At 35.0% G+C, this 24,971-nt stretch carries 20 protein-coding genes; 10 read left to right on the top strand and 10 right to left on the bottom strand.

All coding sequences use genetic code 11. The features are described 5' to 3' along the window. Window positions 1–72: 72 nt before the first annotated feature. Both CBP76_RS00730 and CBP76_RS00725 read right to left on the bottom strand, forming a co-directional pair. The gene (locus CBP76_RS00730) at window positions 73–1,461 is read right to left on the bottom strand and encodes an amino acid permease (protein ID WP_102195013.1); all 1,389 of its coding nucleotides are present in this window, start codon (window positions 1,459–1,461) and stop codon (window positions 73–75) included. An 87-nt stretch (window positions 1,462–1,548) separates the two neighbouring features. After that, the gene (locus tag CBP76_RS00725) at window positions 1,549–2,487 is read right to left on the bottom strand and encodes an AEC family transporter (protein WP_102195012.1); all 939 of its coding nucleotides are present in this window, start codon (window positions 2,485–2,487) and stop codon (window positions 1,549–1,551) included. A 208-nt stretch (window positions 2,488–2,695) separates the two neighbouring features. On the opposite strand from CBP76_RS00725, the gene CBP76_RS00720 reads away from it, so the two are divergent. Beyond that, window positions 2,696–4,111, top strand: coding sequence for an NAD-dependent succinate-semialdehyde dehydrogenase (locus tag CBP76_RS00720; RefSeq protein WP_102195011.1), 1,416 nt, complete (start codon window positions 2,696–2,698; stop codon window positions 4,109–4,111). A gap of 75 nt (window positions 4,112–4,186) precedes the next feature. On the opposite strand, the gene CBP76_RS00715 is transcribed toward CBP76_RS00720, so the two are convergent. Next, window positions 4,187–5,614, bottom strand: a complete 1,428-nt coding sequence (locus CBP76_RS00715) for an amino acid permease (protein WP_245865521.1) — start codon at window positions 5,612–5,614, stop codon at window positions 4,187–4,189. Between the two features lie 286 nt (window positions 5,615–5,900). On the opposite strand from CBP76_RS00715, the gene CBP76_RS00710 reads away from it, so the two are divergent. Beyond that, window positions 5,901–6,797, top strand: a complete 897-nt coding sequence (locus CBP76_RS00710) for a helix-turn-helix domain-containing protein (protein WP_102195010.1) — start codon at window positions 5,901–5,903, stop codon at window positions 6,795–6,797. Window positions 6,798–6,817: 20 nt separating this feature from the next. Here the strand turns inward: CBP76_RS00710 and CBP76_RS00705 are convergent, their stop codons facing one another. Next, complete coding sequence (locus tag CBP76_RS00705; RefSeq protein WP_102195009.1) at window positions 6,818–10,171, bottom strand: Cna B-type domain-containing protein; 3,354 nt, start codon at window positions 10,169–10,171, stop codon at window positions 6,818–6,820. 163 nt (window positions 10,172–10,334) lie between these two features. Between CBP76_RS00705 and sufC the strand changes: the two genes are divergently transcribed. From sufC to sufB, 5 genes are read left to right on the top strand one after another with little or no spacing between them, the layout of a single operon-like run. After that, window positions 10,335–11,129, top strand: a complete 795-nt coding sequence (sufC, locus tag CBP76_RS00700) for a Fe-S cluster assembly ATPase SufC (RefSeq protein ID WP_102195008.1) — start codon at window positions 10,335–10,337, stop codon at window positions 11,127–11,129. 10 nt (window positions 11,130–11,139) lie between these two features. Then, the gene (sufD, locus tag CBP76_RS00695; RefSeq protein ID WP_245865518.1) at window positions 11,140–12,324 is read left to right on the top strand and encodes a Fe-S cluster assembly protein SufD; all 1,185 of its coding nucleotides are present in this window, start codon (window positions 11,140–11,142) and stop codon (window positions 12,322–12,324) included. After that, entirely contained in the window at window positions 12,296–13,525 is a 1,230-nt protein-coding gene (locus CBP76_RS00690) for a cysteine desulfurase (RefSeq protein ID WP_102195006.1), read from the top strand. Before sufD ends, CBP76_RS00690 begins: the two co-directional genes overlap by 29 nt. Beyond that, entirely contained in the window at window positions 13,522–13,968 is a 447-nt protein-coding gene (gene sufU, locus CBP76_RS00685; protein ID WP_102195005.1) for a Fe-S cluster assembly sulfur transfer protein SufU, read from the top strand. The genes CBP76_RS00690 and sufU overlap by 4 nt, the downstream gene beginning before the upstream one ends. Next, window positions 13,961–15,352: a Fe-S cluster assembly protein SufB gene (sufB, locus tag CBP76_RS00680; protein ID WP_174683311.1), complete on the top strand. Its 1,392-nt coding sequence runs from the start codon at window positions 13,961–13,963 to the stop codon at window positions 15,350–15,352. Before sufU ends, sufB begins: the two co-directional genes overlap by 8 nt. 191 nt (window positions 15,353–15,543) lie before the next feature. Here the strand turns inward: sufB and CBP76_RS00675 are convergent, their stop codons facing one another. Continuing rightward, window positions 15,544–16,266, bottom strand: coding sequence for a GntR family transcriptional regulator (locus CBP76_RS00675; RefSeq protein WP_102195003.1), 723 nt, complete (start codon window positions 16,264–16,266; stop codon window positions 15,544–15,546). Window positions 16,267–16,411: 145 nt separating this feature from the next. On the opposite strand from CBP76_RS00675, the gene CBP76_RS00670 reads away from it, so the two are divergent. Then, window positions 16,412–17,782 carry a glycoside hydrolase family 1 protein gene (locus tag CBP76_RS00670; protein WP_102195002.1) on the top strand — a complete coding sequence of 457 codons (1,371 nt, stop codon included), beginning with the start codon at window positions 16,412–16,414 and terminating at the stop codon, window positions 17,780–17,782. Window positions 17,783–17,801: 19 nt separating this feature from the next. Next, window positions 17,802–19,121 (top strand): PTS sugar transporter subunit IIC, encoded by a 1,320-nt coding sequence (locus tag CBP76_RS00665; protein WP_102195001.1) that lies wholly within the window; start codon window positions 17,802–17,804, stop codon window positions 19,119–19,121. 52 nt (window positions 19,122–19,173) lie between these two features. On the opposite strand, the gene CBP76_RS00660 is transcribed toward CBP76_RS00665, so the two are convergent. After that, the gene (locus CBP76_RS00660) at window positions 19,174–20,388 is read right to left on the bottom strand and encodes an amidohydrolase (RefSeq protein WP_102195000.1); all 1,215 of its coding nucleotides are present in this window, start codon (window positions 20,386–20,388) and stop codon (window positions 19,174–19,176) included. A gap of 18 nt (window positions 20,389–20,406) precedes the next feature. Beyond that, window positions 20,407–21,597: an MFS transporter gene (locus CBP76_RS00655; RefSeq protein ID WP_102194999.1), complete on the bottom strand. Its 1,191-nt coding sequence runs from the start codon at window positions 21,595–21,597 to the stop codon at window positions 20,407–20,409. A gap of 198 nt (window positions 21,598–21,795) precedes the next feature. Here CBP76_RS00655 and CBP76_RS00650 point away from each other — a divergent pair, with 198 nt between their 5' ends. Continuing rightward, window positions 21,796–22,128, top strand: coding sequence for a metal-sulfur cluster assembly factor (locus CBP76_RS00650; protein ID WP_102194998.1), 333 nt, complete (start codon window positions 21,796–21,798; stop codon window positions 22,126–22,128). Window positions 22,129–22,177: 49 nt separating this feature from the next. On the opposite strand, the gene CBP76_RS00645 is transcribed toward CBP76_RS00650, so the two are convergent. From CBP76_RS00645 to trpX, 3 genes are read right to left on the bottom strand one after another with little or no spacing between them, the layout of a single operon-like run. Continuing rightward, window positions 22,178–22,927, bottom strand: coding sequence for an ABC transporter ATP-binding protein (locus tag CBP76_RS00645; RefSeq protein ID WP_102194997.1), 750 nt, complete (start codon window positions 22,925–22,927; stop codon window positions 22,178–22,180). After that, window positions 22,924–23,814 (bottom strand): ABC transporter permease, encoded by an 891-nt coding sequence (locus CBP76_RS00640; protein WP_102194996.1) that lies wholly within the window; start codon window positions 23,812–23,814, stop codon window positions 22,924–22,926. The genes CBP76_RS00645 and CBP76_RS00640 overlap by 4 nt, the downstream gene beginning before the upstream one ends. Continuing rightward, on the bottom strand, window positions 23,811–24,818 hold the full coding sequence (trpX, locus tag CBP76_RS00635; RefSeq protein ID WP_102194995.1) for a tryptophan ABC transporter substrate-binding protein: 1,008 nt from the start codon (window positions 24,816–24,818) through the stop codon (window positions 23,811–23,813). The genes CBP76_RS00640 and trpX overlap by 4 nt, the downstream gene beginning before the upstream one ends. Window positions 24,819–24,971 lie beyond the last annotated feature (153 nt).

The raw sequence follows: 24,971 nt of genomic DNA, 5'->3' as shown, positions 1-24,971 counted from the left end.
GTATGATTATTTTTTTATAATAGCAAAAAATCTCCAAAAGTTTCGTATGCTGAAACTTTTGGAGATTCAAAATTATTTTTCATTACTATGATGGACACCGTAACCGAAGTAAATAATTAATCCGATTACGGTCCAACCAACGTACATTTTCCAAGTGAATGATTGTAGCTGAGTCATCAGATAAACACATGCTACAAAGGAAACTAATGGAAAGAATGGATAAAATGGTACCCGAAAGGCTGGAGTTAAATCACGAGTATTTTTACTGTGTCTTAGGAAAATAACTCCGATTGAAGTAACAGCAAAAGCCAGTAGAGTACCGATGTTAACCAGTTCAGTAATCTTTTCAATTGGTACGACTGCAGCAACGGTTGCGGCAATCAAACCGACTAGAATCGTACTACTGATGGGAATGCCTTGTTTGCTAAGGTTCTTAAATTGCTTTGGCAATAATCCATCACGACTGAGTGAAAAAATGAGGCGGGTTCCTCCATAAATAACTACTAACAAAACGGTAGTCATACCCATAATGGCACCTAAAGAAACTATTCCAGAGATCCAGTTAAGGTTTAGAAGATTCAAAGCATGAGAAACTGGGTCCGCAACATTTAATCGTTTGTAATTAACAGCTCCAACTAAGACTAATGAAACTAGACTATAAAGAATCGCTACAATTAAGAGTGAGGCAATGATCCCAATAGGCATATTCCGCTTGGGATTTTTAACTTCTTCACTGGCCGATGAAACAACATCAAATCCTAAGAAAGCATAGAATGCAACGGCTGCACCTCTACCGATTCCACCAACTCCAAATGGTAAGAATGGATTATAATTTTTAGGCTTAACATAAAAAACTGTTACGGCTACAAATAGTAAAATAACAAAGATTTTGACATAAACCATAATGGTATTGACCTTCATTGATTCATTCAAACCCTGTAACAATAAGGTAGTAGCAATTAAGACGATGATAAAGGCGATAATATCGAATCTACCACCAGAATTACCAGCTGTACCTGGAGCCGATTGCAAAGCTTTTGGTAAATTAATACCAAAACCCGCTAATAGATTTCTGAAATAGGCTGACCAACTAACGGCAGTAGAGGAGGCCGCAAAAAGATATTCGGAGATTAATGACCAACCAACGATCCAAGCAATTATTTCTCCATATACAGAATAAGAATAAGTATAAGCACTACCAGCTAATGGAATAGTTGAAGAAAATTCTGAATAACAAAAAGCTGCACCAATACAAACTAGAGCAGCTAACAAATAGGTCAATATAACACCTGGACCGGCATAATTGGCAGCAATGATTCCAGGTGTTATAAAAATACCGGAACCGACAATAACACCGACACCCATAATAATTAAATCTTTAGCGTTCAGAGTTCTAGGGAGACTAGTCTTTTTGTTCAATAAATCGTGAACAATGTCTTTTTTTCTAAACAATGATGGCATAAGTAACACCTCTAGGTAATATTTACTATTATTATAGTGGTTTTAGTCAAAAAAAACTCTTCAGAAATATATCTGAAGGGTTAGAAATTATTTGATTAACATCATGATGATAGGTACAACAATCAAACTCATTAAAGTAGTTTCCGTAACCATAATAGCCGCATAATCAGAATCAGCGTGATAAAGTTTGGCCACAACAGGGGCGTTTGTCATAACGGGCATAGCAGCTTGAACAATGAATACTTGTCTTATTAATGGAGTAGCTGGAATGAACAAGAATAGTCCGGCCATTAATAATGGGGCACAGAGGAAACGCCCGAAAAGGATAGCTAAATTATCTTTTTTAAAGGAAATGTTTTTCAGACCAGCGTTGTAAATAGAAATACCAATGAAAATCATTGATAACGGGATGGTAAGGTTACCTAAATATTGAAAATCTGACATGAGAAATTTAGGTAGTTGAATATGTAACATTACCAAAATTAAACCGATGATGAACCCCATTAATGGTGGAGAGAAGACCTTTTTAAGAGTAGTTTTAAGTTTGAAACGTCCTTTAATTTCCCCGTCCATTTGAATAAGGTAAGTGCCAAGTGTCCAAAAGAAAGTAGTATTAGCCATGTAATAAACTAATACATAGGGAAGACTTTTTTCGCCAAAAAGTGCCATGTTAACAGGAAGCCCAACAAAAACAGTATTTGAATTGAAGAACATAGATGCAAATAGGCCTTTATGTTTAGGGTCGATTTTTAAGATTTTAATTAAAAGAATGGCAATAAAAATCAAGATAGTCATCGAAAGTACAGGGATGCCTAAGTCAGGTAATAATTTGATTAATTTCTCAGCTGTAAAGTCCTTAGTGATCGTTGAAATCATATAAGTTGGCAATGCTACTTGTGTAACTAATTTGGCAATTAATCGTGTTGAATTTTCAGAAAACCAACCTAAATAACTTAATCCATAGCCAACGGCGATTAAACCAATAATGATTAAAATTCCTTGAATACTGGAAAAGAAAACGCTCATAGATAAAACACCCTTCATTAAATATATAGTGATTATGTTACTCTTTTTGAAAAGCTTTGAAAAATGAGATTATTTTTTCATAATGGGTACGGTCCAATTTTAAAATTGGATGAGTTCAAATGCTTGAATTATAAAATTATTGTCCTACAATGAACTTTGTAATTAAAATGATCTGGAATATGTTTTATGATTTTTGGAGGAATTTAATATGGCCTATAAAACAATTAACCCTTATACAAATGAACTTATCAAGGAATACCCAGATGCAACATCTGAAGAAATTGAAACAGCTTTAAGTACTGGATATGATCTTTATAAAAAATGGCGTGACAAGCCGGTATCAAGCCGTGCTGCCACATTACATAAAATTGCAGAATTATTGAGAAAGAACGAGGATGAATTAGCTAAAGTTGCTACTATTGATATGGGTAAGCTTTTATCCGAATCAAAAGGTGAAGTTGAATTGTGTGCGATGATTGCTGATTATTACGCTGATAATGGAGCAGAAGATTTAAAACCAACGCCTATTAGTAGCCGTAATACTGGAGATGCCGAGATTTTGCATCAAGCAACTGGTGTTTTGATGATGGTGGAACCATGGAATTTCCCTTACTATCAAATTATGCGTGTATTTGCTCCTAACTTTATGGTAGGTAATCCAATGATCTTGAAGCATGCTTCAAATACACCTGGTTCTGCTGCTGCTTTTGAAAAAATTGTTCAAGAAGCAGGTGCTCCAGCTGGTAGTTTAACAAATCTATTTGCTAGTTATGATCAAGTTTCTGAGATCATTGCAGACCCTCGTGTTCAAGGGGTTGCTTTGACGGGATCAAAACGTGGTGGACAATCAGTTGCTAAGACTGCTGGAGAAAATCTCAAAAAGAATTCAATGGAATTAGGTGGATCAGATGCATTTGTTGTTTTATCTGACTCAGATATCGACAAAGCAGTTGATTTGGCCTGGAGAGTTAGAATATATAACGCTGGTCAAGTATGTACATCGGCTAAACGTTTTATTGTTGCTGATAATTTGTATGATGAATTTTTGAAGAAGTTAAAGGCAAACTTTGAGAAATTAGTTCCTGGAGATCCAATGGACCCTAAGACAACTATCGCACCTATGAACTCTGAACGTGCTAAGAATAAATTACAAGGACAAATTGATAAAGCAGTTGCTGGTGGTGCTAAAATTTATTACGGTGATCAAGCAATTGATTTGCCAGGACAATTCCTTCAACCAACTATCTTAACTGATATTTCAAAGGATAATCCAGAATTTTATGATGAAATGTTTGGACCAGTTGCGCAAGTATTTAAAGTAAGTTCTGATCAAGAAGCCATTGATTTAGCCAATGATTCAGAATTGGGATTAGGTGGAATTGTTGTTTCAGCTGATCCTCAACATGGTAGAGCAGTAGCTGAAAAAATTGAAACTGGAATGGTTTTTGTTAACTCCTTCCTTGTTTCATTACCAGAATTACCATTTGGTGGTGTTAAAGGATCAGGTTATGGTCGTGAAATGAGTCAACTAGGACTTACAGCTTTTACAAACGAAAAATTAGTTGTAACAGCTCAAGAACCTGATTGGAATAATCCAGCTGGTGGTTTAGCAGTTTTTAAATAGAAGGTTATGAATAATAAAATAAAAAAGATCTAGTGACTATTTTTAGTCGCCGGATCTTCTTTTTTTGTAAGCAATTTAATCTAATTCTTCAGGTTCATTTTTATTTAAAGTTGATTGAATCTTACCATCAACGACGGTAACCTTATTACGTTCCTTTAGGAAATAAATCAAAGTCATAATTACCAAGAAGACAACTCCGACTAGTAAAGAAACGGTAGTTTCAGGATTTAGAAACATGAATACCAAAATGACTAATAATGATGCAATGGCTAGGTAATTACTGATTGGATAAAATGGCATTTTGAAAGGATGATCAACCATTTTATCTTTATTAATTTTTCTAAATTTCAATTCACTCAAAAGAATCACAAACCAAGGTACCATTCCAGGCAAGACACTAGAACTATAAACAATAACAAAAATATTGCTTGATGTATGTAGTAATAGAGGTAAAGAATAATTTAGAATTAATCCTAATAGAATACCAATTGAGATAGCCAATACGGGGATAAAAGGAACATTGTGTTTGGATAGTTTAACGAATGATTTAGGGAGATGATTTTCAAGTCCAAGGGTATAAAGCATTCTGCTAGAACTGAAAATACCCGAATTACAACCTGACATAGCAGCCGTTAGCATAACAAAGTTAATAATTTCGGCAGCAAATGTAATACCGACCTTTGAAAAGGTTTCAACGAATGGCGAGCCAATTGTTCCCAATTTATCCCAAGGATAGATAGCAACGATAACGAAAATTGCACCAATATAGAAAATTAAGATCCTACCAACGATTGAACGAATGGCTCTAACAATATTTTCTTGAGGGTTTTCTGCTTCACCGGCTGTGATACCGATAACCTCAATTCCTTGATATGAAGCGACAACAATTGATAACGCAAAAATAAATCCTTTTACACCACCAGTGAAGAAACCACCATTTGTCCAGAGATTACTGATACCAACGGGATGACCGTGATTACCGACACCAAAGACAATTACAAAGAAACCTAAAATTATCATCATAATAATTGTTAATACTTTAATCAAAGCAAACCAGAATTCCAATTCACCGTAAGCCTTAACGGAAGTTAAGTTGGCTAAGCATAATGTTACAACGACTACTACTCCAGCAATCCATTTCGGCATTGTTGGGAACCAGAATTCAAGATATGTTCCTACAGCGATAACCTCACTGATACCAACAACTAGATATTGAAAAACGTTACTCCAAGCAGTTAAATATCCGACAACAGGATGTAGATATTCAGTCGCATACTTGGCAAATGATCCAGTCGAAGGATCAACATAAAGCATCTCGCCAAGAGCCCTCATAACCATGTATAGGATTAATCCTGCTAAAGCATAAGCCAGTAAGACTGAGGGTCCGGTCCACTTAATGGTGGATGCTGAACCCATAAATAGACCGACTCCGATGGTTCCACCTAAAGCGATCATTTGCATTTGTCTTGAAGATAAACTTCGGCTTAAATTTTCTTTAGCCATATAAATCCCACCCTTAATGTTCATTTATAATGAACACCTGTATTTTTAATATGGTATACATAATAACTCACTCTTGTGAAATTGTCATATCTTTTTTTCATTTTTTTATGAAAACTTGATATTATACTCAAAAAACTTAATATCTTTGATAAAAAACACCATAATTCGGTCCAATATAAATTGTGTTATAAATATTTACAAATACAAATATAAATTAGATAATAAATAGTATTGATAAAAGACTTTTGGATTTAATTGTGGGTTCAAATGTATAAGGAAGAAATATATGGATATTAATATCTTTATTGAGCGCCGAAAAACGTTGAAGATATCCCAAACAAAATTGTGTAAGGATATATGTACACAATCAACGTTAAGCAAATTTGAAAATAATGGTCGTGTGCCATCGCTAAGTATTTTAAATAAATTGTGCGAAAGATTGGGATTATCGGTCGATGATCTTTATAAAAACTCAGAAACTTCAACAACACATATGAGTGGTGTTTTAGATCGGATTGAAAGCGAATTGATGATGGAAGGCTATTTAGAGGTTTCAAGCAGTTTAGCCAAGATCAATGTGAATGAAATTAATAATAATAATTTAGAGATGCAATTCTATTACCAAAAGGCATTGTTTACAGCACTTACCAATGGTCATAATGAAGAGTTGTTTTATTATTGTTCACAAATATTGGATGATTTAGATGAGACTCATCAGACTATTTACTCACAATTGGCTTATATCAGTCTGGGAATTCTCTATTCTCGTATAAGCCAGATTAAAGAGGCCAATTTTTATTTCTCTAAGACTTTAGACTATATTCGTAAATATAATGAGGAAAACTCTCGCAGTGAGATCAATGTCTATTTGAGAATCTTGACGATCTTTTTCTTTACTGCCGAGTTTTATATTAAAGTTGGAGATTTTGATGTTGGATCAGAGTTAGTTAAACGTGGTGTTCAAATGTGTTCAGAGCAGCATATAACTTATTATTTGCCACGCTTGAAGCTTTTAGCAGCTAGAATTGCAATTGGCAAGGGTGAATCAGATCAGGTTATTAAGAATCTACTAACTGAATCGTCAGCCTTTGCTAAAATTAATCATAATGAAGTGGTTGAACTACGTATTGCAGCTTTAAGGAAGAAATATGAAGAAAATAAAGAAGCTAACGACAATAAATAATTTGTCGTTAGCTTTTTATGTTAAATTCTTTTTTTCTTAAATGTCAAAACTAAAATCAATAATATTAACAAACCACTAATTGAGTATATAATATTAGACTCTTTTGATCCGGTTTGAGGTAACAGTGAACCATTATTATTTGATGAATGTGTGTAGGGAACATTAGGTACCATTGGATTTTGGGGAGTAAAGCTTTCTGAATTATCCGGTGTACTTGGAGTTTCTGGAATTAGAGGATTTGTATTCTCATCAGTTGATGTGGTGGTAGGTGTATGAGTATTGGTAATAGTTACTTGATTGCCTGATTTAACTTGGGAACTCACATAACCTGAGATAGAATCTTCTTGAATAGTGTATTGGTCATCTTCTGAAAGATTCTTCCAAATATATGACCAATTATTATCAGCGTTTAAAATAATTGGATCACCGGTAATTAGACCATTTTTTAGAAGATGAACTGTAACGTTAGCTGGCCGAATATTATCTTGATTATTATTATCATCCCAAACCTTTTTTACGGATAATTGAGATTTGTTAGTATGAATATTTGTATTTGGCGTATGCGTATTAATTATCTGAACATGGGTAGAGTCTAATGTATCAATATTTGAAGTGTAACCAGGAACAGAAATTTCTTTAATTGAATAAGTGTTATCAGTATCTAAGTTTGAAAAATCGTATTGCCAATTATTCTTAGCATTTAATTCAACTGTTTGCCCCGTCTTACCATTGACTAGCAGTTGAATTTTAACACTGTCTGGACGCAGTCCGTCTTGATTGTCATTATCAGACCATTTCTTTGAAACAGTTAGATGTGTTTTGTTATCACTAGGCGTTGGATTACTATTTAAAGTATTAGTAATTGTGGCTACCGTTTTATCATCGTTATATGTAGTTGATGATGAGTAACCATTTGGAACGGTTATTTCTGAAACAGTGTAATTAATATCTTTATTATTAGCTTTTTTATCGAGTTGCTTCCAATCATAAGTCCAGTTGTTACTTTTATCTAAAGTAACTGAATCACCGGAATTTTTACCGTTGGCTAAAAGCTGAACTTGAATGCTACTTGGACGTTTGGAAGAATTATTATCATTCCAGGACTTTGTAACCTTAAAGTCAGTCTTATCATCAGTAGGAGTAGTTGCTGTTTTTGTATTAGTAATAGTTGCACCTGCATCAGTTACATCTATATTAGAATCATAACCAGAAACTTTTTCTTCGGTAACTGAGTAATTAATAGTTTTACCATCGGAATCAGTTTTATCCAAGTCATTCCACGTATATGTCCAATTGCCATCAGTATCAGGTTTTAAAGTGATAGGATCACCTTGATTAGTGCCGTTGGCAGTTAATTGAACTGTGATTGAATTAGGACGACTTGATTCATCATTGTTGTCAGACCAGATCTTATTTACAGTAAAACTACGTTTATTGTCACTAGGACTAGTTGATGAGTCGGCCTTATTAGTAATAGTTTCTTCAGTATGATCAGTATTGTATGTGTTGGTTGCTGTATATCCCTTTGGAGTAGCAACTTCTTTAGCTGTATAAGTTATTTCCTTATTACTACTATCATATTTTGGAAGTTGATTTGTCGGATCGGTTGTATTAGTTGAATCATTTTTCCCAAATGTATATGACCAACTATTATCACTATTTAACGTAACAGGGTCGCCTAAGGCTTTTTCACCTTGATTGTCATCGTTAGCATATAGTTGCACTTGGATACTTTTTGGACGACTAGCTGAGTCATTGTCATCCCAAGCTTTGGTAACTTTCAAACTGGTAGCAAGAGTGTTAGTTACAGTCTTGTCGTAAGTATTACCGTTATTGTAGCTGTCGGTTGAGATATATCCACTAGGAATGTTCTCTTCAGAAACATACCAAATGGTATTTGAATCTAAGTTGGTAAATGTATATGACCAACCATTTTCTTTTGACAGTTCTACATTTTTAGGATAACCATCAGGGCGCTTACTCTCTCCATCGAAAATTCCGACTTCAATTGGATCATGATCATCTTGATTTTTGCCGTCATGCCAGATTTTAGTAACTTTAAACTGAGTTTTATCGGGCGTGATTATATTGGTTATATCGTAATTTGTCGAATCATATGTTGCTGTAAAGCCCGCAATAGGTTCCTCTTGAACGGTATATTTATACTCAGTTCCATTATCATCATATTTTGGTAGATTATTGAAAACATATGACCAATTACTGTCTTTAGTGATTGTCTGAGAATCACCGTATTTAGTTCCGTTTTGTAATAAATCAATTTTTACAGAATCAGGAAGGACGGTCTCTGATGGAACACTCCAAAGTTTATGTCCCATAACAGAAGTTTTTTCGGCGCTAGTGTGAGCATCACTACCAAAAGTAGTATTGGGTTGATTGATGGTAATATTTTGGAGCTCATCTTTATTGGAAAGTAAGTCTCCAGTATTAGAGTATGAACTTGATTTATTATCTAAATTAGTAATTTTAGTATAGTAAACGATAATAACTGGTTGATTTATATCACCTAAGTTAATTGTAAACCCGGAATCACTAGTATCAGCTTTTGTATCGGCAAATTTATTAGTAGTATCATTAGTGATTTTACCGGTTGTGTGATCGGCGGTTGCTGAATTGATGGAAATTGGATGATCGGCATCGTTTAATAATGTCTGATTTTCTCCAATCGTGTCTTTATAAACAGCATCTTTAATTTCTTCACCTTTATAGTTAACTCTGACAGTCCATTGAATCTCGTCACCAGACCCCATGTAGCTACCATACTTGTAAAGTGTTTCATTGGGGTCAGGAACACTACCGGTACTAACCTCAGAATTAGTAGTGGAGTCGGTGTTAGTTTCTGCTGCTCCAGTGACATTCCAATCCAGGGGTACTTTGTCTCCCGTAGTTACTTGTGTCTTGTCCCAACTAGTACGAACGAAAAAGGATCCAGTAACAGGGGTGTTTTTTGACTTCTCGGCAGCATAGGAATTGAAAGTGATCGTTACTTGACGTGTTGCTTTATTTAAAGTAGCCGTTCCAACCTCTTTGCCTCCAGCTGTTTCGGTAACTGGCTGTGGAGTTGTTATATCACCGGTAATAGTAAGTTGTTTAGGTACTGTTACAGTCATTGTATCTCCGTCATTGACTCCACCAGACGGTGTAGTGAATTCCCAATAGGCTTGGATAGTATCTTCCAATCCAAATGAATCTTGTGGTGTACCATTAGCATCTTGTAATTGAACTTTGGTAATTAGTTGATTGCCCCAGTCTTTACCACTGGTGGCATCTGCATTAACGATATTTGTAAAACTGGTCATAAAAATAGACAGGATTATGACTAGTAGACTAAATATGTTATTTCCCTTTTTAAACATATTTGAAATCTCCTCATTGATTAGCTTTGTTTCCTAAGCAAAACTTTATTAATAATATGATACTACTAATATAGAAAAAATTATAACAGTAAGCAAAGCTTAATAATAAGAAATTGATAATTATACTATAATGTTTTTATCTATTATATTTTGGAGGGTAATTATGGCCACACTTGAGATAAAAAATCTCCACGTTGAAATTGAGGATGAAGAACGTAAAACAAAAAGAGAAATCTTAAAAGGTGTTAATTTGGTAATGAAGACAGGTGAAATTCACGCCATTATGGGTCCTAATGGAACAGGTAAATCAACTTTATCTCAGACCATCATGGGTCAAAAGAATTATCATGTTACGCAAGGCGATATTTTATTGAATGACGAAAGCATTTTGGATATGCCAGTGGATCAAAGAGCGCGTAAAGGATTGTTTTTGGCAATGCAGTATCCAGCTGAAATCCCTGGAGTTACTAATGCAGAATTTCTAAGGTCAGCCATAAATGCTCGTCGATCTGAAGATAATCAGATTTCAGTAATGGACTTTTTAAAAGAATTGGATAAAAATTTAGAAATCTTAGATATGAGTCAGTCTATGACAGAAAGGTATTTAAATGAAGGTTTTTCAGGTGGCGAAAAGAAAAGAAATGAAATCCTTCAATTATTAATGATTAAGCCAAATTTTGCTCTACTGGATGAAATTGATTCAGGATTAGACATTGATGCTTTGAAAGTTGTTTCTAAAGGAGTGAATTCAATGCGAGGCAGTGATTTTGGTGCCTTGATAATCACCCACTATCAACGCCTATTGAATTATATTAAGCCTGATGTGGTTCACGTTATGATGGGTGGTAGAATCGTTAAAACCGGAGCAGCTGATCTGGCTGTTAAGCTGGAGAACGAGGGATATGCTGGTTTACGTGATGAATTAGGATTAGATATTAATTTGGTTGATGAAGATTAGGAGGAGTGAAATGACACCAGATAAATTAGTGCAAATCGCTACCGAAAATAATGAACCAAGGTGGTTTATTGAAAAGCGTATCAGAGCCTTAAAAATTATGTCTGAACTTGAATTACCAAAGATGCAACGATTTGATTATCATACTTGGTCGATGACACCTGAAACAACCAAAATAAGTATTATGGATCATGATCATTCTGAAAATTATGTTCTATTGGATATTTTTGAGGCCGCCAGAAGATATCCAGAGTTAATGCAGAAATATTATATGAATAAAGTTATTAAATCAAATGAGAACAAATTGACAGCTTATCACACAGCTTTTTTAAACCAAGGGTTATTCTTATTTATTCCTAAAAATACTGTTGTTGATAAGCCAATTGAAATAAATCTTCAACAAGATTCTAATATTTTTAATTCTCATATCTTGATTGTTGCAGAGGAGAATACACAAGTTTCTTTTATCCAAAAATCAACAACGGAAGTTGAGCAACAGTCTAGTGCTAACTGTATTGTTGAGATAGTAGCCAAAGCTAATAGTATTGTTAAATATGCTGCAGTTGATGAACTAGGTTCAAATGTAACCTCATATTTAAGTCGTCGTGCTTTTGTAGATCAGAATGCATATGTTGATTGGTCGATTGGCTTAATGAACTCAGGCAACACAGTAGCTGATTTCGATACTGATTTGTATGGTGAAGGTTCTCATTCGGAGATTAAAGTAGTTGATATTACAACTGGAAAACAGCAGGAGGGCGTAAATACCCGAGTAACCAACTATGGAAAGCATTCGATCGGTAATATAAATCAACGTGGTGTAATTATGGATCGATCTAAATTAATTTTTAATGGAATCGGTCATATTATTCATGGTGCTTCAGGTGCTAATGCTGAACAGCAGAATAGAGTCTTAATGATGTCTAATCATGCACATGGGGATGCTAATCCAATTCTTTTAATTGATGAAAACGATGTTTTAGCAGGCCATGCAGCCAGTGTTGGTCAAGTTGATCAAAAACAACTTTATTATTTAATGAGTCGAGGTATTGATAAAAAGACAGCTCAAAGATTGGTTATTAGAGGTTTTTTAGGTGATGTATTAACGTCAATTCCGTCTAAAAAAATTCGTGAACAGTTGATTCAAACGATTGAAAGGAAGTTGGCTGATGGACAAAAGCTTTCAGAAAATTCGTAATGATTTTCCGATTTTAAATCAAAGAATAAATAATGAGCCACTTGTTTATTTAGATAACGCCGCTACAAGTCAAAAGCCAAATCAAGTTATTAATGAATTAGTCCGTTATTATCAAAATGATAATGCTAATACAAGAAGAAGTGTTCACACTTTGGGCGAAAGAGCGACTGAAGAATTCGAAATAGCTCGTAAAAAAGTTCAGGTGTTTCTTAATGCTAAAGATTCACGTGAAATAATCTTCACTAAAGGAACAACTGATAGTTTAAATTTGATTGCCAGTACCTACGGCGAGGAAAATATTCAAGCTGGGGATGAAATTGTTATTTCTTATATGGAGCATCATAGTAATTTGATTCCTTGGCAACAGTTGGCGCTTAGAAAAAATGCTGTTTTGAAATATATTGGATTGACTAAAGATGGCCAATTAGATATGGAAGATGCTAGAAGAAAAATTACTGATAGAACTAAATTAGTTTCGATAACACATGTCAGTAATGTTCTGGGTGTCACTAATGATGTCAAAAAGTTAGCAATTATTGCACATAGTCATAACGCCGTTATCATTGCTGATGGAGCTCAAGCAGTAGCAAATATCCCTGTTGATCTGCAAGATTTGAATGTTGATTTTTACGCTTTTTCTGGGCATAAAATGATGGGACCAATGGGAATTGGTGTTTTGTATGGAAAATATGATTTATTAAAGAGTATGTCACCGAATCAATATGGTGGGGAAATGATTGATTCGGTTAAGAAATATCATAGTACATGGGCGGATGTTCCTTTTAAGTTTGAGGCTGGAACACAGAATGTTGCTGGAGTTATTGGCCTGTCAAAAGCAATTGATTATTTAAATGATATTGGAATGAAAAACATTTCTAAGTATGAGAATGAACTAGTTAAGTATATTTTGCCCAAATTGTTAAAAATTGAAGGACTTACAGTCTATGGTCCGCAAGATACTAAAAATCATAACGCCGTTATATCATTTAATTTGAATGGTATCCATCCGCATGATGTAGCAACCGCCCTAGACATGGATGGAGTGGCGGTAAGAGCAGGACATCATTGTGCGCAACCACTGATGAATTATTTGGGAGTAACGGCAACCGTCCGAGCTAGTTTTTATATATATAATAATCAATTTGATGCCGATCAATTGATCAAAGCAATCTATGATACGAAGGAGTTCTTTAATGTATGAGTTTAGCAGGATTGGATAATTTATACCGAGAGGTCATTTTGGATCATTCTAAAAATCCGCATCACAAACATACTTTGGATCATGCGACTGATAAGATCACATTGAAAAACCCCAGCTGTGGTGATGTGATCAATCTGGAGATTGAATTGAATGATGGAAAAGTAACCGATATTGGTTTTACCGGTGAAGGATGTACCATCAGTCAATCTTCAGCTAGTATGATGACCGATGCAGTACTTGGAAAATCAGTGAAAGATAGTTTGGAAATGGCACATATATTTTCAGATATGGTTATAGGGAAGAAACATTCACAAACTGATCTAGCTAAACTAGGCGATGCTGCCATTCTTTCAAGTGTTATGAAATTCCCTGCAAGAATTAAGTGTGCCACGTTATGTTGGTGGGCTCTGAGAAAATCATTAGGAGAAGATGAAAATGATTGATTTGAATAATTCCGATTATGAATATGGTTTCCATGATGATATAAAACCTAAATATTCAACTGGACGTGGTTTAACTGAAGAAACTGTCCGTAAAATTTCGGCTGAAAAAAAAGAACCACAATGGATGCTAAATTATCGTTTAAAGTCTTATGAAATGTACAAGAAGTTACCAATGCCTAACTTTGGTCCTGATCTGTCAGATCTTGATTTGGAGAATATGCTTTACTATCAAAAAATGACTGATAAAAAATATCGCGATTGGGATGATGTACCTGATAAGATGAAAGAGACCTTTGATCGATTGGGCGTTCCAGAAGCTGAAAGAAAGTATTTGGGTGGATCGTCTGCGCAATATGAGTCAGAAGTTGTTTATCATAATATGCGTAATGAGTTTGCTAAGTTAGGTATTCTTTTTACTGATACTGATACGGCCTTGAAGGAATATCCTGAACTATTTAAGAAGTGGTTTGGTAAACTTGTCAAACCAACTGATAATAAGTTTGCCGCCTTGAATGGAGCCGTTTGGTCAGGTGGTTCATTTATTTATGTTCCTAAAGGAGTACGGACTGAGATACCAATTCAATCTTATTTTCGTTTAAATTCTGAAAACTCTGGTCAATTTGAAAGAACCTTAATTATTGTAGATGAAGGTGCCAAAGTAGATTATGTTGAAGGCTGTACGGCTCCAAATTATTCATCGGATAGCTTACATGCGGCCGTAGTTGAAGTAAATGTACAAAAAGATGCTTATTGTCGCTATACAACGATTCAGAATTGGTCAGATAATGTTTATAGTTTGGAAACCAAACGAGCGGCAGCACAGGAAAATTCCACAATGGAATGGGTCGATGGCAATTTGGGATCAAAAGTAACAATGAAATATCCAAGCGTTTATCTTAATGGTGAAAATGCTAGGGGAACCATGCTATCTATTGCCGTGGCAAGTAACGGTATCCATCAGGATTCGGGTGCAAGAATGATCCATAATGCCAAAAATACTTCCAGTTCAATTGTTTCAAAATCAATTGCTCAAACTGGCGGGTCAGTAGATTATCGTGGAACTGTTCGGTTCGGTAAACATTCCGATGGATCGAAAGCACATGTAGAATGCGACACGATTATTATGGATGATCAATCATCCTCCGATACGATTCCTTATAATGAGATCGATAATGCTAATGTTTCAATGGAACATGAAGCCAGAGTATCAAAGATTTCGGAAGAGCAACTTTATTACCTAATGAGTCGTGGAATTTCGGAAGCAAAGGCTACTGAGATGATAGTTATGGGATTCGTAGAACCATTTACTAAGAAATTGCCGATGGAATATGCGGTTGAATTGAACCGATTGATTAGTTATGAGATGGAAGGGTCAATTGGATAAATTATAGTAAATGAGAGTGAGATAAAAATTAGCTTTTGAGCGTTATATTAAATAAGCTCTAGTAATCATATTTTTGCTATTTCTCAAGTATGGTTATAACAAAAAAATAGTGAATCCAAAAACCACTTGGATTCACTATTTTTTTGTGGGCAAATTAATTTCATACTGACAAAGATAAGAAAGCCTCAAGATTAATTACTATTGTGTGATACGAAAACAACATATCCACCGGTGTCATATGGACGATCTGTTGTCGAATATTCATAAGGAGTTCCATCATCCAAAAATACAGTTTGGGTTACTCTGAATACTGGATCATCTTCTTTGATTTCTAAGTATTCCATGTCTTCAGAGGTGGGTTTATTAGCTGTAAAGTTACGAAATGCGGCACCAATAATTAATTTTAATTCGTTTTGGATATATCCATAAATTGAATTATGCAAAACTTTTTCATCCACGCCAGGTATTAATTTAACTGGCATTGTAGTGTATTCCAGAGCATACGGTTTACCATCAACGATTCGCAATCGCTTTATATCATAAATGACATCAGTAGGATCTATTTTTAGTTTTTCTTGTTCATCTTTGTTAGGATATCGCATCTTAAACTTAATTATTTTACTTACTATTTGACGACTATCACCCAGCAGTTTTGTTGTGCCTACATATTGGTCAACTCCAACATCCATATTGGCAATACTATCGGCGTTACTTTTGACATAAGTTGCGGCACCTTGTTGACTGTAGACGAATCCCTTTGATTTAAGTATAGATAGTGATTTTTGAAGAGTCATTCGGCTTGTTGAATATTCTTTTGCCAGTCTTTTTTGATCCGGTAAGGGTTCTCCCGTAGGGTAAACACCAGATTTTATTTTTTCTATGATATCGTTTGCTACATCTTCGTATTTGGACATGATTGTATTACCCCCAGCGAATTGATTGTAATTATATAATACATCTTCTTACTCAAATTTAATAAATGATAGTTCATATTTTAAATTTGGGTTTACAAGTTAAATGTAAGCGTGTACACTATGCCGTGTAAAGGAGGATGTTAACATGAATGAATTTAAGAAGGATTTCTTATGGGGTAACTCGACCTCAAGTATGCAGACGGAAGGCGCCTATAACGAAGGTGGTAAAGGAAAGTCAGTTTATGATATTCGTAAATCCACAGAGGATACCTCTGATTGGAATGTAGCTATTGACGAGTACCATCGTTATCCCGAAGATATTAAGTTAATGAAAGATATGGGAATGAATTGTTATAGATTCCAGATTTCATGGAGTCGTGTTAATCCTGAAGGTGATGGGGATTTCAACGAAGAAGGAATCAAATTCTATGATAATTTGATCAATGAATTATTAGCCAACGGAATTGAACCAATGATTTGCTTGTACCATTTTGATATGCCGTTACATTTGGCAGAAGAGTACAACGGCTTTATCAGTCAACATGTTGTAGATGCTTTCATCCGCTACGGAAAAGAAATGCTTAAACGTTTCGGGGATCGTGTTAAATATTGGATCACTTTCAACGAACAAAATCTATATAGTGTTCCAGAAGCCTTTAAGATCAGTGGCTACAAAGGCAATAACTCAATTAGAGATTTATATCAAATACAACAACACGTAATTCTCTGTCATGCAGCAATTGCTAATGATGTTCATGATAATTATCCGAATATTCAAATTGGTGGAATGTTAGCCTATCAAGAAGTTTACCCTGCAACGGCTTTACCAACAGATGTTTCTGCAACGCGAAAGTTTCTTGAATTTGCAGATAACAACTTAATTCGTTTATTTACAGAAGGTAAGTACTCTAATGAAGTGGTTCATTATATGAAGATGAATCATTTAGATGATATTTTAGATGAGAAAGAAATGGCAATCATTTCAAGGACTACTAGTGATTTTATTAGTTTTAGCTATTATTCAACGTCAACAATTGACAGCACTCTAATTCCAGTTAATACGTGTCCTAACCTGTACGCCATTGAAGGTCACAAGCCCAATCCATATTTATTAACAAATGAATGGGATTGGCAAATTGATCCGGAAGGATTTAGAACAGTTTTAGCAACGATCTATAACGAAACACACGTACCAGTTTTCCCAATTGAAAATGGTATTGGCGTAAGTGAAACGTGGGATGGAAAGAACCCAATTAATGATGACTATCGAATTAAATATCATAGAGATCATATTCAAGCTATGAAAGATGCCGTTCATCTTGATGGAGTTGATGTCATGGGCTACTTGGGATGGGGACTAATTGATATTCCAAGTTCTAAAGGTAATATGGAAAAACGCTATGGAATGGTTTATGTAAATCGTGGTAATCATGATTTGAGAGATATGAAACGTGTCCCAAAAGAAAGTTTCAAGTGGTTTAAAAAAGTGATCGAATCCAATGGAAATATTCTTTAATAGAATGGGGGAAATAAAAATGGAGGAAACAAAGAGCGGTAAACAAAAATTTTTCGATAAATTCGCGGAAATTTCTGCAAAAATTGGTTCTGAAGTCCATTTGAGATCATTAAGAGATGCTTTTGCTGTAATTATGCCATTATTTATTCTTGCCGGTATTGGTGTTTTGATCAACAACGTTGTCTTTCCCAAAATAGCTAGTGGGACAACGTTAACCAGCTTACAAGTTTGGGGAAATCTTATTTCTAATGGTACTTTGAATATTGCTGGGTTAATGTTGGCACCAGCAATTGGTTATTGTCTGGCTAGAAATAAAAGTTATAGTAACCCAATTGCTGCAGCAATTATTTCTTTAGCAAGTTTAATCATGACAATGCCTGTAACGCTGAGCGTTATTCCCACTGGAGCAAAAAAGGCTGTTGATGTTACCGGTATTCTATCGTTTACAAATTTAGGAACCACCGGAATGTTTAGCGGTATTATTGTCGGGCTACTAGCAACTGAGCTATTTATTAGGCTCTCAAATGTTAAACATTTACAAATTAATCTAGGTGACAGTATTCCACCCGCAGTTTCGGCATCATTTAATTCATTAATTCCCGCAGTTTTAACGGCTAGTATTTTTGCATTGATTGCTGCTTTGCTTGCAGTTTTTGGTAATACAGACCTTGTAACTTTAATAACTACACTTATTCAAGAACCGTTGAGAAAAGTTAATACCAGTTTGTTTGGGATGTTGCTAATCTATTCAATTGGTAACTTTCTATTTACATTAGGTATCCATCAAACGGTTATCAATGGAACTTTACTTGATCCAGTACTATTGATTAATATGAATAAAAACACAGCTGCCTTTGCCGCTGGAAAACATATTCCATATATTTTGACTAATACATTCCGTGATACTTTTGGTATGATGGGGGGAACTGGTTCAACAATTTGCTTATTAATTGCTATTTTTCTATTTTCAAAACAAAAATCAGGAAGAGAATTGGCCAAACTAGCGATTGCACCAGGGTTGTTCAATATTAATGAGCCAGTTATTTTCGGATATCCAATCGTCTTCAATATTCCTATGATGATTCCATTTGTTTTAACACCAGTTATTGGAATTTTAATTGCCTATTTCTTTACTGCAATTGGATTTATTCATCGAGTAGTTGTAATGGTACCTTGGACGACACCACCATTGTTATCAGCTTATCTGGCAACTGCGGGTGATTGGAAAGCAGTTTTAGTTCAAATGTTAACTATTATTATTGGAGTTTTATTCTATATTCCATTTATGAGAATTAGTGAACGTGTTCAGGCTAAACAGGCCGAACCAGTATTGAACTAATAAGTAGTATATAAAAAGAGCTAAGAATCCCTCATTGGGGATCTCTAGCTCTTTATTTATTAGCCAAAAAATCCAAAGCAGCAGCACCAACAGTTTTAGCAGCCAGTGGCAATGCCTTTTCATTGATAACGAAAGTAGGACTATGATGTGCTGAGTAGACACCATCATCAGGCATTTCCCCAACAAACATGTAAACCCCAGGGATATTTTGACTGAAGTAGGCAAAGTCTTCAGATGCCGTATTCCGTGAAATTGTATCAACTTTTTCTAGCTCTTTAATATTACTATTTTCTAGGCTATATTGAACTTCTTTAGTAAGATTCTCATCATTATCAAGAACTGGGTAATCGGCGTTATAGAATAGGTCTACTTTAACACCAAACATTATTTCTAGACCTTTGACAATATTTTTGAAATTCTTTTCAATAATGGGTCTCTCAGCAACATTCATAAAACGAACATCACCTTCTAGAAAAACTGAATCCTTAATAACATTGAATGATCCACGGCCGTCAAAATTTCCAATAGTTAAGGTACACATGTCAAATGGATCGGTACGTCTAGAGATAATTGTTTGAGCGATAGTTACAAAATAAGATGCGGCTACATTAGCATCGTTGGCCAAATTAGGGGCCGATCCGTGTCCACCTTTACCATGAATGGTTAATTTAAAGCTAGAACGACCAGTCATTACTGGTCCAACAGTACATTGAACTGTTCCATATGGAACGATTGCCCAACCATGAACACCAATAATTCCGTCAACACCTTTTAATACCCCAGCTTTGATCATGCCAGGCGCACCACCAGGAGGAGTTTCTTCTGCGGGTTGATGAATGATTTTAACTTTTCCATCAAAATCATCTTTTAGTTCATTAAGACACTCTGCCAGAATCAATAAGTAAGCGGTGTGTCCATCGTGCCCACAGGCATGCATTACACCTTCATTCTGGGATGCATAAGGTAATCCAGTTTCTTCTTTTACAGGTAATCCGTCAAAGTCAGCACGTAAGGCGATTGTTTTGCCAGGTTTTCCAGAATCTATTGTTACAACGACACCATAACCATCACCATAGTTTGATTCAACTTTAACATCTAGATCTTTATAGAAATTAGCAATATATTTACCAGTTTCCTTTTCCTCAAATGATAATTCAGGATGCTGATGTAAATAACGTCTGATTTGAATCATCTTGTCAGTTTTTTCTTCAATCTTTTTATAGAGTTTATCTTTTAAATTTTGATCTGCTTGTTTATAGTCACTCATATAAAGTACCTCTAATTTTTAGTTTGGATGAACTGTGAACGTACTAAAACCACCTATAAGAATACTAATTGCTAAAAATATAAAACCAATCTTGAAATCTCCACCAGCTGATTGAACTAATGAGCCAATGATAATTGGAGCCAAGAAGCCACCGAACGTACCACCAGTATTGATGATACCGACTGATGAACCGATGACTTCTTGCTTGAAGATCTTTTGAGGCCATGTAAAAGTAGCAGTAAATGCAGAGATTGTTGTCATACCGATCAAAGCAACAAGTACAAGCGATAGAGCAATATTGTGAATATTAACTAATGTGTAGATACAAGTTGCACTGATAATGGAACAAATTAGAATAAACTGCTTTTGTTTACCTTCGAACCACTTTGACAGAATAATTCCCGTCATAAAACTACCAATAACTTGAGAAATTGCATTAACAGCCAAAATTGCACCAGCAGCTCCTAGTGATAATTGATAAGTTTTGGTCAAGTAACTTGGTAACCAGGACATTGCGCCATAGTAAGTAATGTTCAATAAGATCATAATTACGAAAATTAAGATAACATTACGATTAGTTATAACCTCTTTAAAGGGAACCTTAGGTAACTCTTCTTTTGTATCTTTGGTAACATTGGCGTCTTTAGGCAGTAAGAATAAGACTAATAGGAAGGCAATCAAAAATAAAGTACCTAAAAGAATATATCCATAGCGCCAGTTTATCGCTATAACGTTGGCACCGAGTACAAAAGCTAATAATCCACCAATTCCTGAGGTAGTCATAATACTAGATTGAACCATGACACGTTTTTCCTTGCTAAAGTTTTCAGCTACGGCCTTGGAACATGAAGGTGGATAGCCTCCGTGACCAAGACCGGCACCGAAGCGAATTGCAAAGAATAATATTAAGGAACTAACGAATCCAAAAGCATAAGAAAATAAACAAATAATTCCTAATGACAGTAGTAATACCTTTTTGGCACCAACCTTATCCGCCAACCAACCACCGGGAATCTGCATCAGTGTATAAGCTAGAAAAAACATACTCATGATCATACCAGTTTGAGACGTTGTAAAATTGAATTGCTTGGCAATCGGAATAATAGCGGTTGAGACCATATTCTTGTCCATATAAACCATTGAGTAACCGGCCATAAGTGCAACAATAGTTTTAGTGCCAGCATGGGTATTGGGTTCACTGAGATTCATTTCTTTTTCCAGACAGATCATCTCCTTAAAAAGATGTATTAATTCATTATTTATAACCTCCATCAAAATTGCGAAAACGTTTACAAAAGAATTGTATCATGCTATTAATGAGAGTTACCATTTTTTTTGAATTAAATATTATAGTTCATTTTTTGTCTGATATAATACAAATGAAAACAGCTGTATAAGGATATAAATATGGAAGAAAATAAAAATACTAAAAAAGACCAAGTTATGGATTCCTTGAAAAAGGTCATTGATCCAGAACTTGGTATTGATATTGTTAATCTAGGTTTGATTTATGAAGTTGAAATAGAAAATGATGTTAAGGCAATTGTTACGATGACTTTAACCACGATGGGTTGCCCGTTGAGTGATATGTTGCATGATTCCATTCAAGCGGCTGCTAAATCAGTTGCCGGTATTAATGAGTGTGAAATTCAATTAGTTTGGTATCCAATTTGGGATATCAGTAAGATGAGCCGCTATGCTCGTGTTGCTTTGGGTATACCGGAAGGTTTTGGTGTGTAAAATAGTTACACAAAAAAGGTCAATCCAACGGATTGACCTTTTAAAATACCTAAAAATACTGTAACAAATCACTTTCAGTTAATTTATCCTTTTCAGTTTTGTCTAAATCGAGAATAATCTCACCCTTTTTCAAGACAATTAAACGATTGCCATATTTCATAGCATCAGATAGATCATGCGTGATCATCATGCAAGTTAATTCCTTTTCCAAAATAATCTTATTAGTTAATTCCATTAAGTCTTTACTAGTCTGTGGATCAAGAGCCGCAGTATGTTCGTCTAATAATAATAATTCAGGACGCTGAGTAATAGCCATCAAAAAACTTAAAGTTTGTCTTTGACCACCAGAAAGTTTCTCAGTGAAGGTATTTAAACGATTATCAAGTGTAGGCAAATTGGAAATCAACTTTTGAAATTCAGGCATATTTTCTTTTAATTTACGTAATCTTAAACGTCTAGGTAAACCACGGCGTTTAGCTAATAAGAGATTTTCGGCTACGGTCATGCGTGGAGCAGTACCAGATTTTGGATCTTGATAAACCCGACTGATGTGACGGCTACGTTTAGCCAAATTCTCATTTGTAATGTCATCACCATTTAATAGGATCTTTCCAGATGTTAATTTATTGGTTCCCGTAATAGCATCAAGTAAAGTTGATTTACCAGCACCATTGGTTCCTAAGACGACTAAGAAATCTTTGGGATTAATGGTCAAATTGATATTATTTAGAATGTTTAAATTGTCGTCATCGTTATAAATAGTCTTAACGGCATCTTTTATTTCTAGTAGTGGTTTCATTTTGTTTTAACCCCGTTTCTTAAAGTCTTTAAAAATTGAGCTCTGATTGTTGGCAATGCCAGGCAAAGAGCCAAGATAATAGCCGAAATAAGTTTCAAGTCGTTAGTATTGAAGCCTAATTGTAGGACGACCATCAATATTAAACGATAGACGATACTACCAATCACGATAGTAATTAAACGGATGCTTAATGGAACATCAGGGTAAATAACCTCACCGATAATAATGGCTGATAGTCCAATAACAATAACACCGATACCCATATTAACGTCTGCAAATCCATTTTGTTGGGCAATCAATCCACCGGTTAAAGCAACGATGCCGTTAGATACCATCAAACCGATGAATTTCATTACAGTTGTGTTGATACCAAGGGATGCGGCCATAGTCTCATTATCACCAGTGGCAATAACGGCTTGTCCTTTTTCAGTATTTAGGAAAATAATTAGTAGGAAAATAATCAAAGCAATAACAATGATTCCTAAAATAATTCCGTTGAAATTAGTTGGTAACTTATTCAAACCAAACTGATTAAAAATATTTGTTGATTTAGTTAATGACATATTGGCTTTACCCAAAATTCTTAAATTAATGGAATAAAGGGCAGTCATTGTTAGAATACCAGCTAATAAGATAGGAACATTGAGTTTTGCATATAGAAAAGCAGTTGCAAATCCCGCTAAGCATCCAAAAATAAAGGCTATTAATAGGGAATATAGGGTTGAATGGCCACTTTGAATCAAACTGATAGCGGTAACCGCACCTAGCGGAAAGCTACCTTCAACAGTCATATCTGGAAAATCTAAGATACGAAATGTTATGAATAATCCAATTGCCATAATTGACCAAATGAAACCTTGACTTATAGTAGATACGATTAAATTCATTTTATGATTTGTCCTTTCTTTTGAGCTTCTTTAATGAGCGAATCAGGGAATTCAATATTAAGTTTTTTAGCCATCTTTTCGTTTAAAATTAGGTGTCCTTTTTTCATGAAGGTAACAGGAGTTGTAGCAGGGTCTTCCTTACCTTGAAGAATTCTTACAACATGTTTACCAGTTTCTTCACCCAATTCATATTGACTCAATCCAACGGTAGCAAGACCACCATCTTTGACCATAGTTGTAGCAGCTGGGAAGACGGCAATATTTTGTTTAGCCGCAATGGAAGATAATAATTTCATACCTGACGCTACAGTGTTATCAGTTGGAACGTAAATAGTTTGAACGTTTTGGGCTAATGCAGTTCCGACTTGTTGAATATCATTGACTGAATTAATACTTGAAACTTTGACGGTGATACCTTGTTTCTTAGCCAAAGTTTGCATTTTTTTCATTTGACTAGTGGCAGAAGCATCACTGGATGTATAAATAATTCCGATTGTTTTAAGATCTGGAATAACTTGTTTCATTAATTTCAGTTGAGCTTCAAGAGGTGCCTGATCGGAAACACCGGTAATATTTTTGCCAGGTTTATTATTATTGCTGACGATTCCAGCACCCTTAGGGTCGGTAACAGCTCCCATGACAATAGGAATCTTATTGGTAGCGTTTTTTAATGATTGAACTGATGGGGTGGCTATACCAACCGCTACATCAACGTTATCTTGAACGAATTGTTTACTAATAGTTCTTAAATTACTTTGATCCCCTTGAGCATTTTGAAATTCAATTTTGACGTTTTTACCATCAATATAACCATTCTTTTTTAATGTATCATCAATACCTTTATTGATTTGATCCAAAGCTGGATGTGACATTAATTGTAAGACCCCAACCTTAGGAATGGCATTGGCCTTTTGGCTATCGGCACGTCCTGTATAAAAATATGCAAAAATCAAGAACATTGCTAGTGCTATTAGTGTTACGTAAAGTCTTCTCGTATGTTTCATCGTTATATTTCCCCCAAATTAAAAAGGCAATCCCATAGTATGTGGGATTGCCTTAAAAAAATAAAATACCCACATGGTTTAAATTTAAAAAATTTATCCATGTGGGCTCTGAAATTATCATAGTTTAATAAGCCGACACGGATTCAATCCTAT

Source organism: Companilactobacillus nuruki, from assembly GCF_002872255.1.
Lineage (GTDB): Bacteria > Bacillota > Bacilli > Lactobacillales > Lactobacillaceae > Companilactobacillus > Companilactobacillus nuruki.
This window is presented reverse-complemented; position numbering and strand designations above follow the sequence as displayed.

Bases quoted from the DNA above. Each gene is read 5' to 3' on its own strand.
- sufU (WP_102195005.1), top strand. From the start codon at position 13,522: ATGAGTTTAGCAGGATTGGATAATTTATACCGAGAGGTCATTTTGGAT.
- CBP76_RS00650 (WP_102194998.1), top strand. From the start codon at position 21,796: ATGGAAGAAAATAAAAATACTAAAAAAGACCAAGTTATGGATTCCTTG.
- CBP76_RS00665 (WP_102195001.1), top strand. From the start codon at position 17,802: ATGGAGGAAACAAAGAGCGGTAAACAAAAATTTTTCGATAAATTCGCG.
- CBP76_RS00705 (WP_102195009.1), bottom strand. From the start codon at position 10,171: ATGTTTAAAAAGGGAAATAACATATTTAGTCTACTAGTCATAATCCTG.
- sufB (WP_174683311.1), top strand. From the start codon at position 13,961: ATGATTGATTTGAATAATTCCGATTATGAATATGGTTTCCATGATGAT.
- CBP76_RS00715 (WP_245865521.1), bottom strand. From the start codon at position 5,614: ATGGCTAAAGAAAATTTAAGCCGAAGTTTATCTTCAAGACAAATGCAA.
- CBP76_RS00690 (WP_102195006.1), top strand. From the start codon at position 12,296: ATGGACAAAAGCTTTCAGAAAATTCGTAATGATTTTCCGATTTTAAAT.
- trpX (WP_102194995.1), bottom strand. From the start codon at position 24,818: ATGAAACATACGAGAAGACTTTACGTAACACTAATAGCACTAGCAATG.
- CBP76_RS00675 (WP_102195003.1), bottom strand. From the start codon at position 16,266: ATGTCCAAATACGAAGATGTAGCAAACGATATCATAGAAAAAATAAAA.
- CBP76_RS00645 (WP_102194997.1), bottom strand. From the start codon at position 22,927: ATGAAACCACTACTAGAAATAAAAGATGCCGTTAAGACTATTTATAAC.
- CBP76_RS00725 (WP_102195012.1), bottom strand. From the start codon at position 2,487: ATGAGCGTTTTCTTTTCCAGTATTCAAGGAATTTTAATCATTATTGGT.
- CBP76_RS00730 (WP_102195013.1), bottom strand. From the start codon at position 1,461: ATGCCATCATTGTTTAGAAAAAAAGACATTGTTCACGATTTATTGAAC.
- CBP76_RS00710 (WP_102195010.1), top strand. From the start codon at position 5,901: ATGGATATTAATATCTTTATTGAGCGCCGAAAAACGTTGAAGATATCC.
- sufD (WP_245865518.1), top strand. From the start codon at position 11,140: ATGACACCAGATAAATTAGTGCAAATCGCTACCGAAAATAATGAACCA.
- sufC (WP_102195008.1), top strand. From the start codon at position 10,335: ATGGCCACACTTGAGATAAAAAATCTCCACGTTGAAATTGAGGATGAA.
- CBP76_RS00720 (WP_102195011.1), top strand. From the start codon at position 2,696: ATGGCCTATAAAACAATTAACCCTTATACAAATGAACTTATCAAGGAA.
- CBP76_RS00660 (WP_102195000.1), bottom strand. From the start codon at position 20,388: ATGAGTGACTATAAACAAGCAGATCAAAATTTAAAAGATAAACTCTAT.
- CBP76_RS00640 (WP_102194996.1), bottom strand. From the start codon at position 23,814: ATGAATTTAATCGTATCTACTATAAGTCAAGGTTTCATTTGGTCAATT.
- CBP76_RS00655 (WP_102194999.1), bottom strand. From the start codon at position 21,597: ATGAATCTCAGTGAACCCAATACCCATGCTGGCACTAAAACTATTGTT.
- CBP76_RS00670 (WP_102195002.1), top strand. From the start codon at position 16,412: ATGAATGAATTTAAGAAGGATTTCTTATGGGGTAACTCGACCTCAAGT.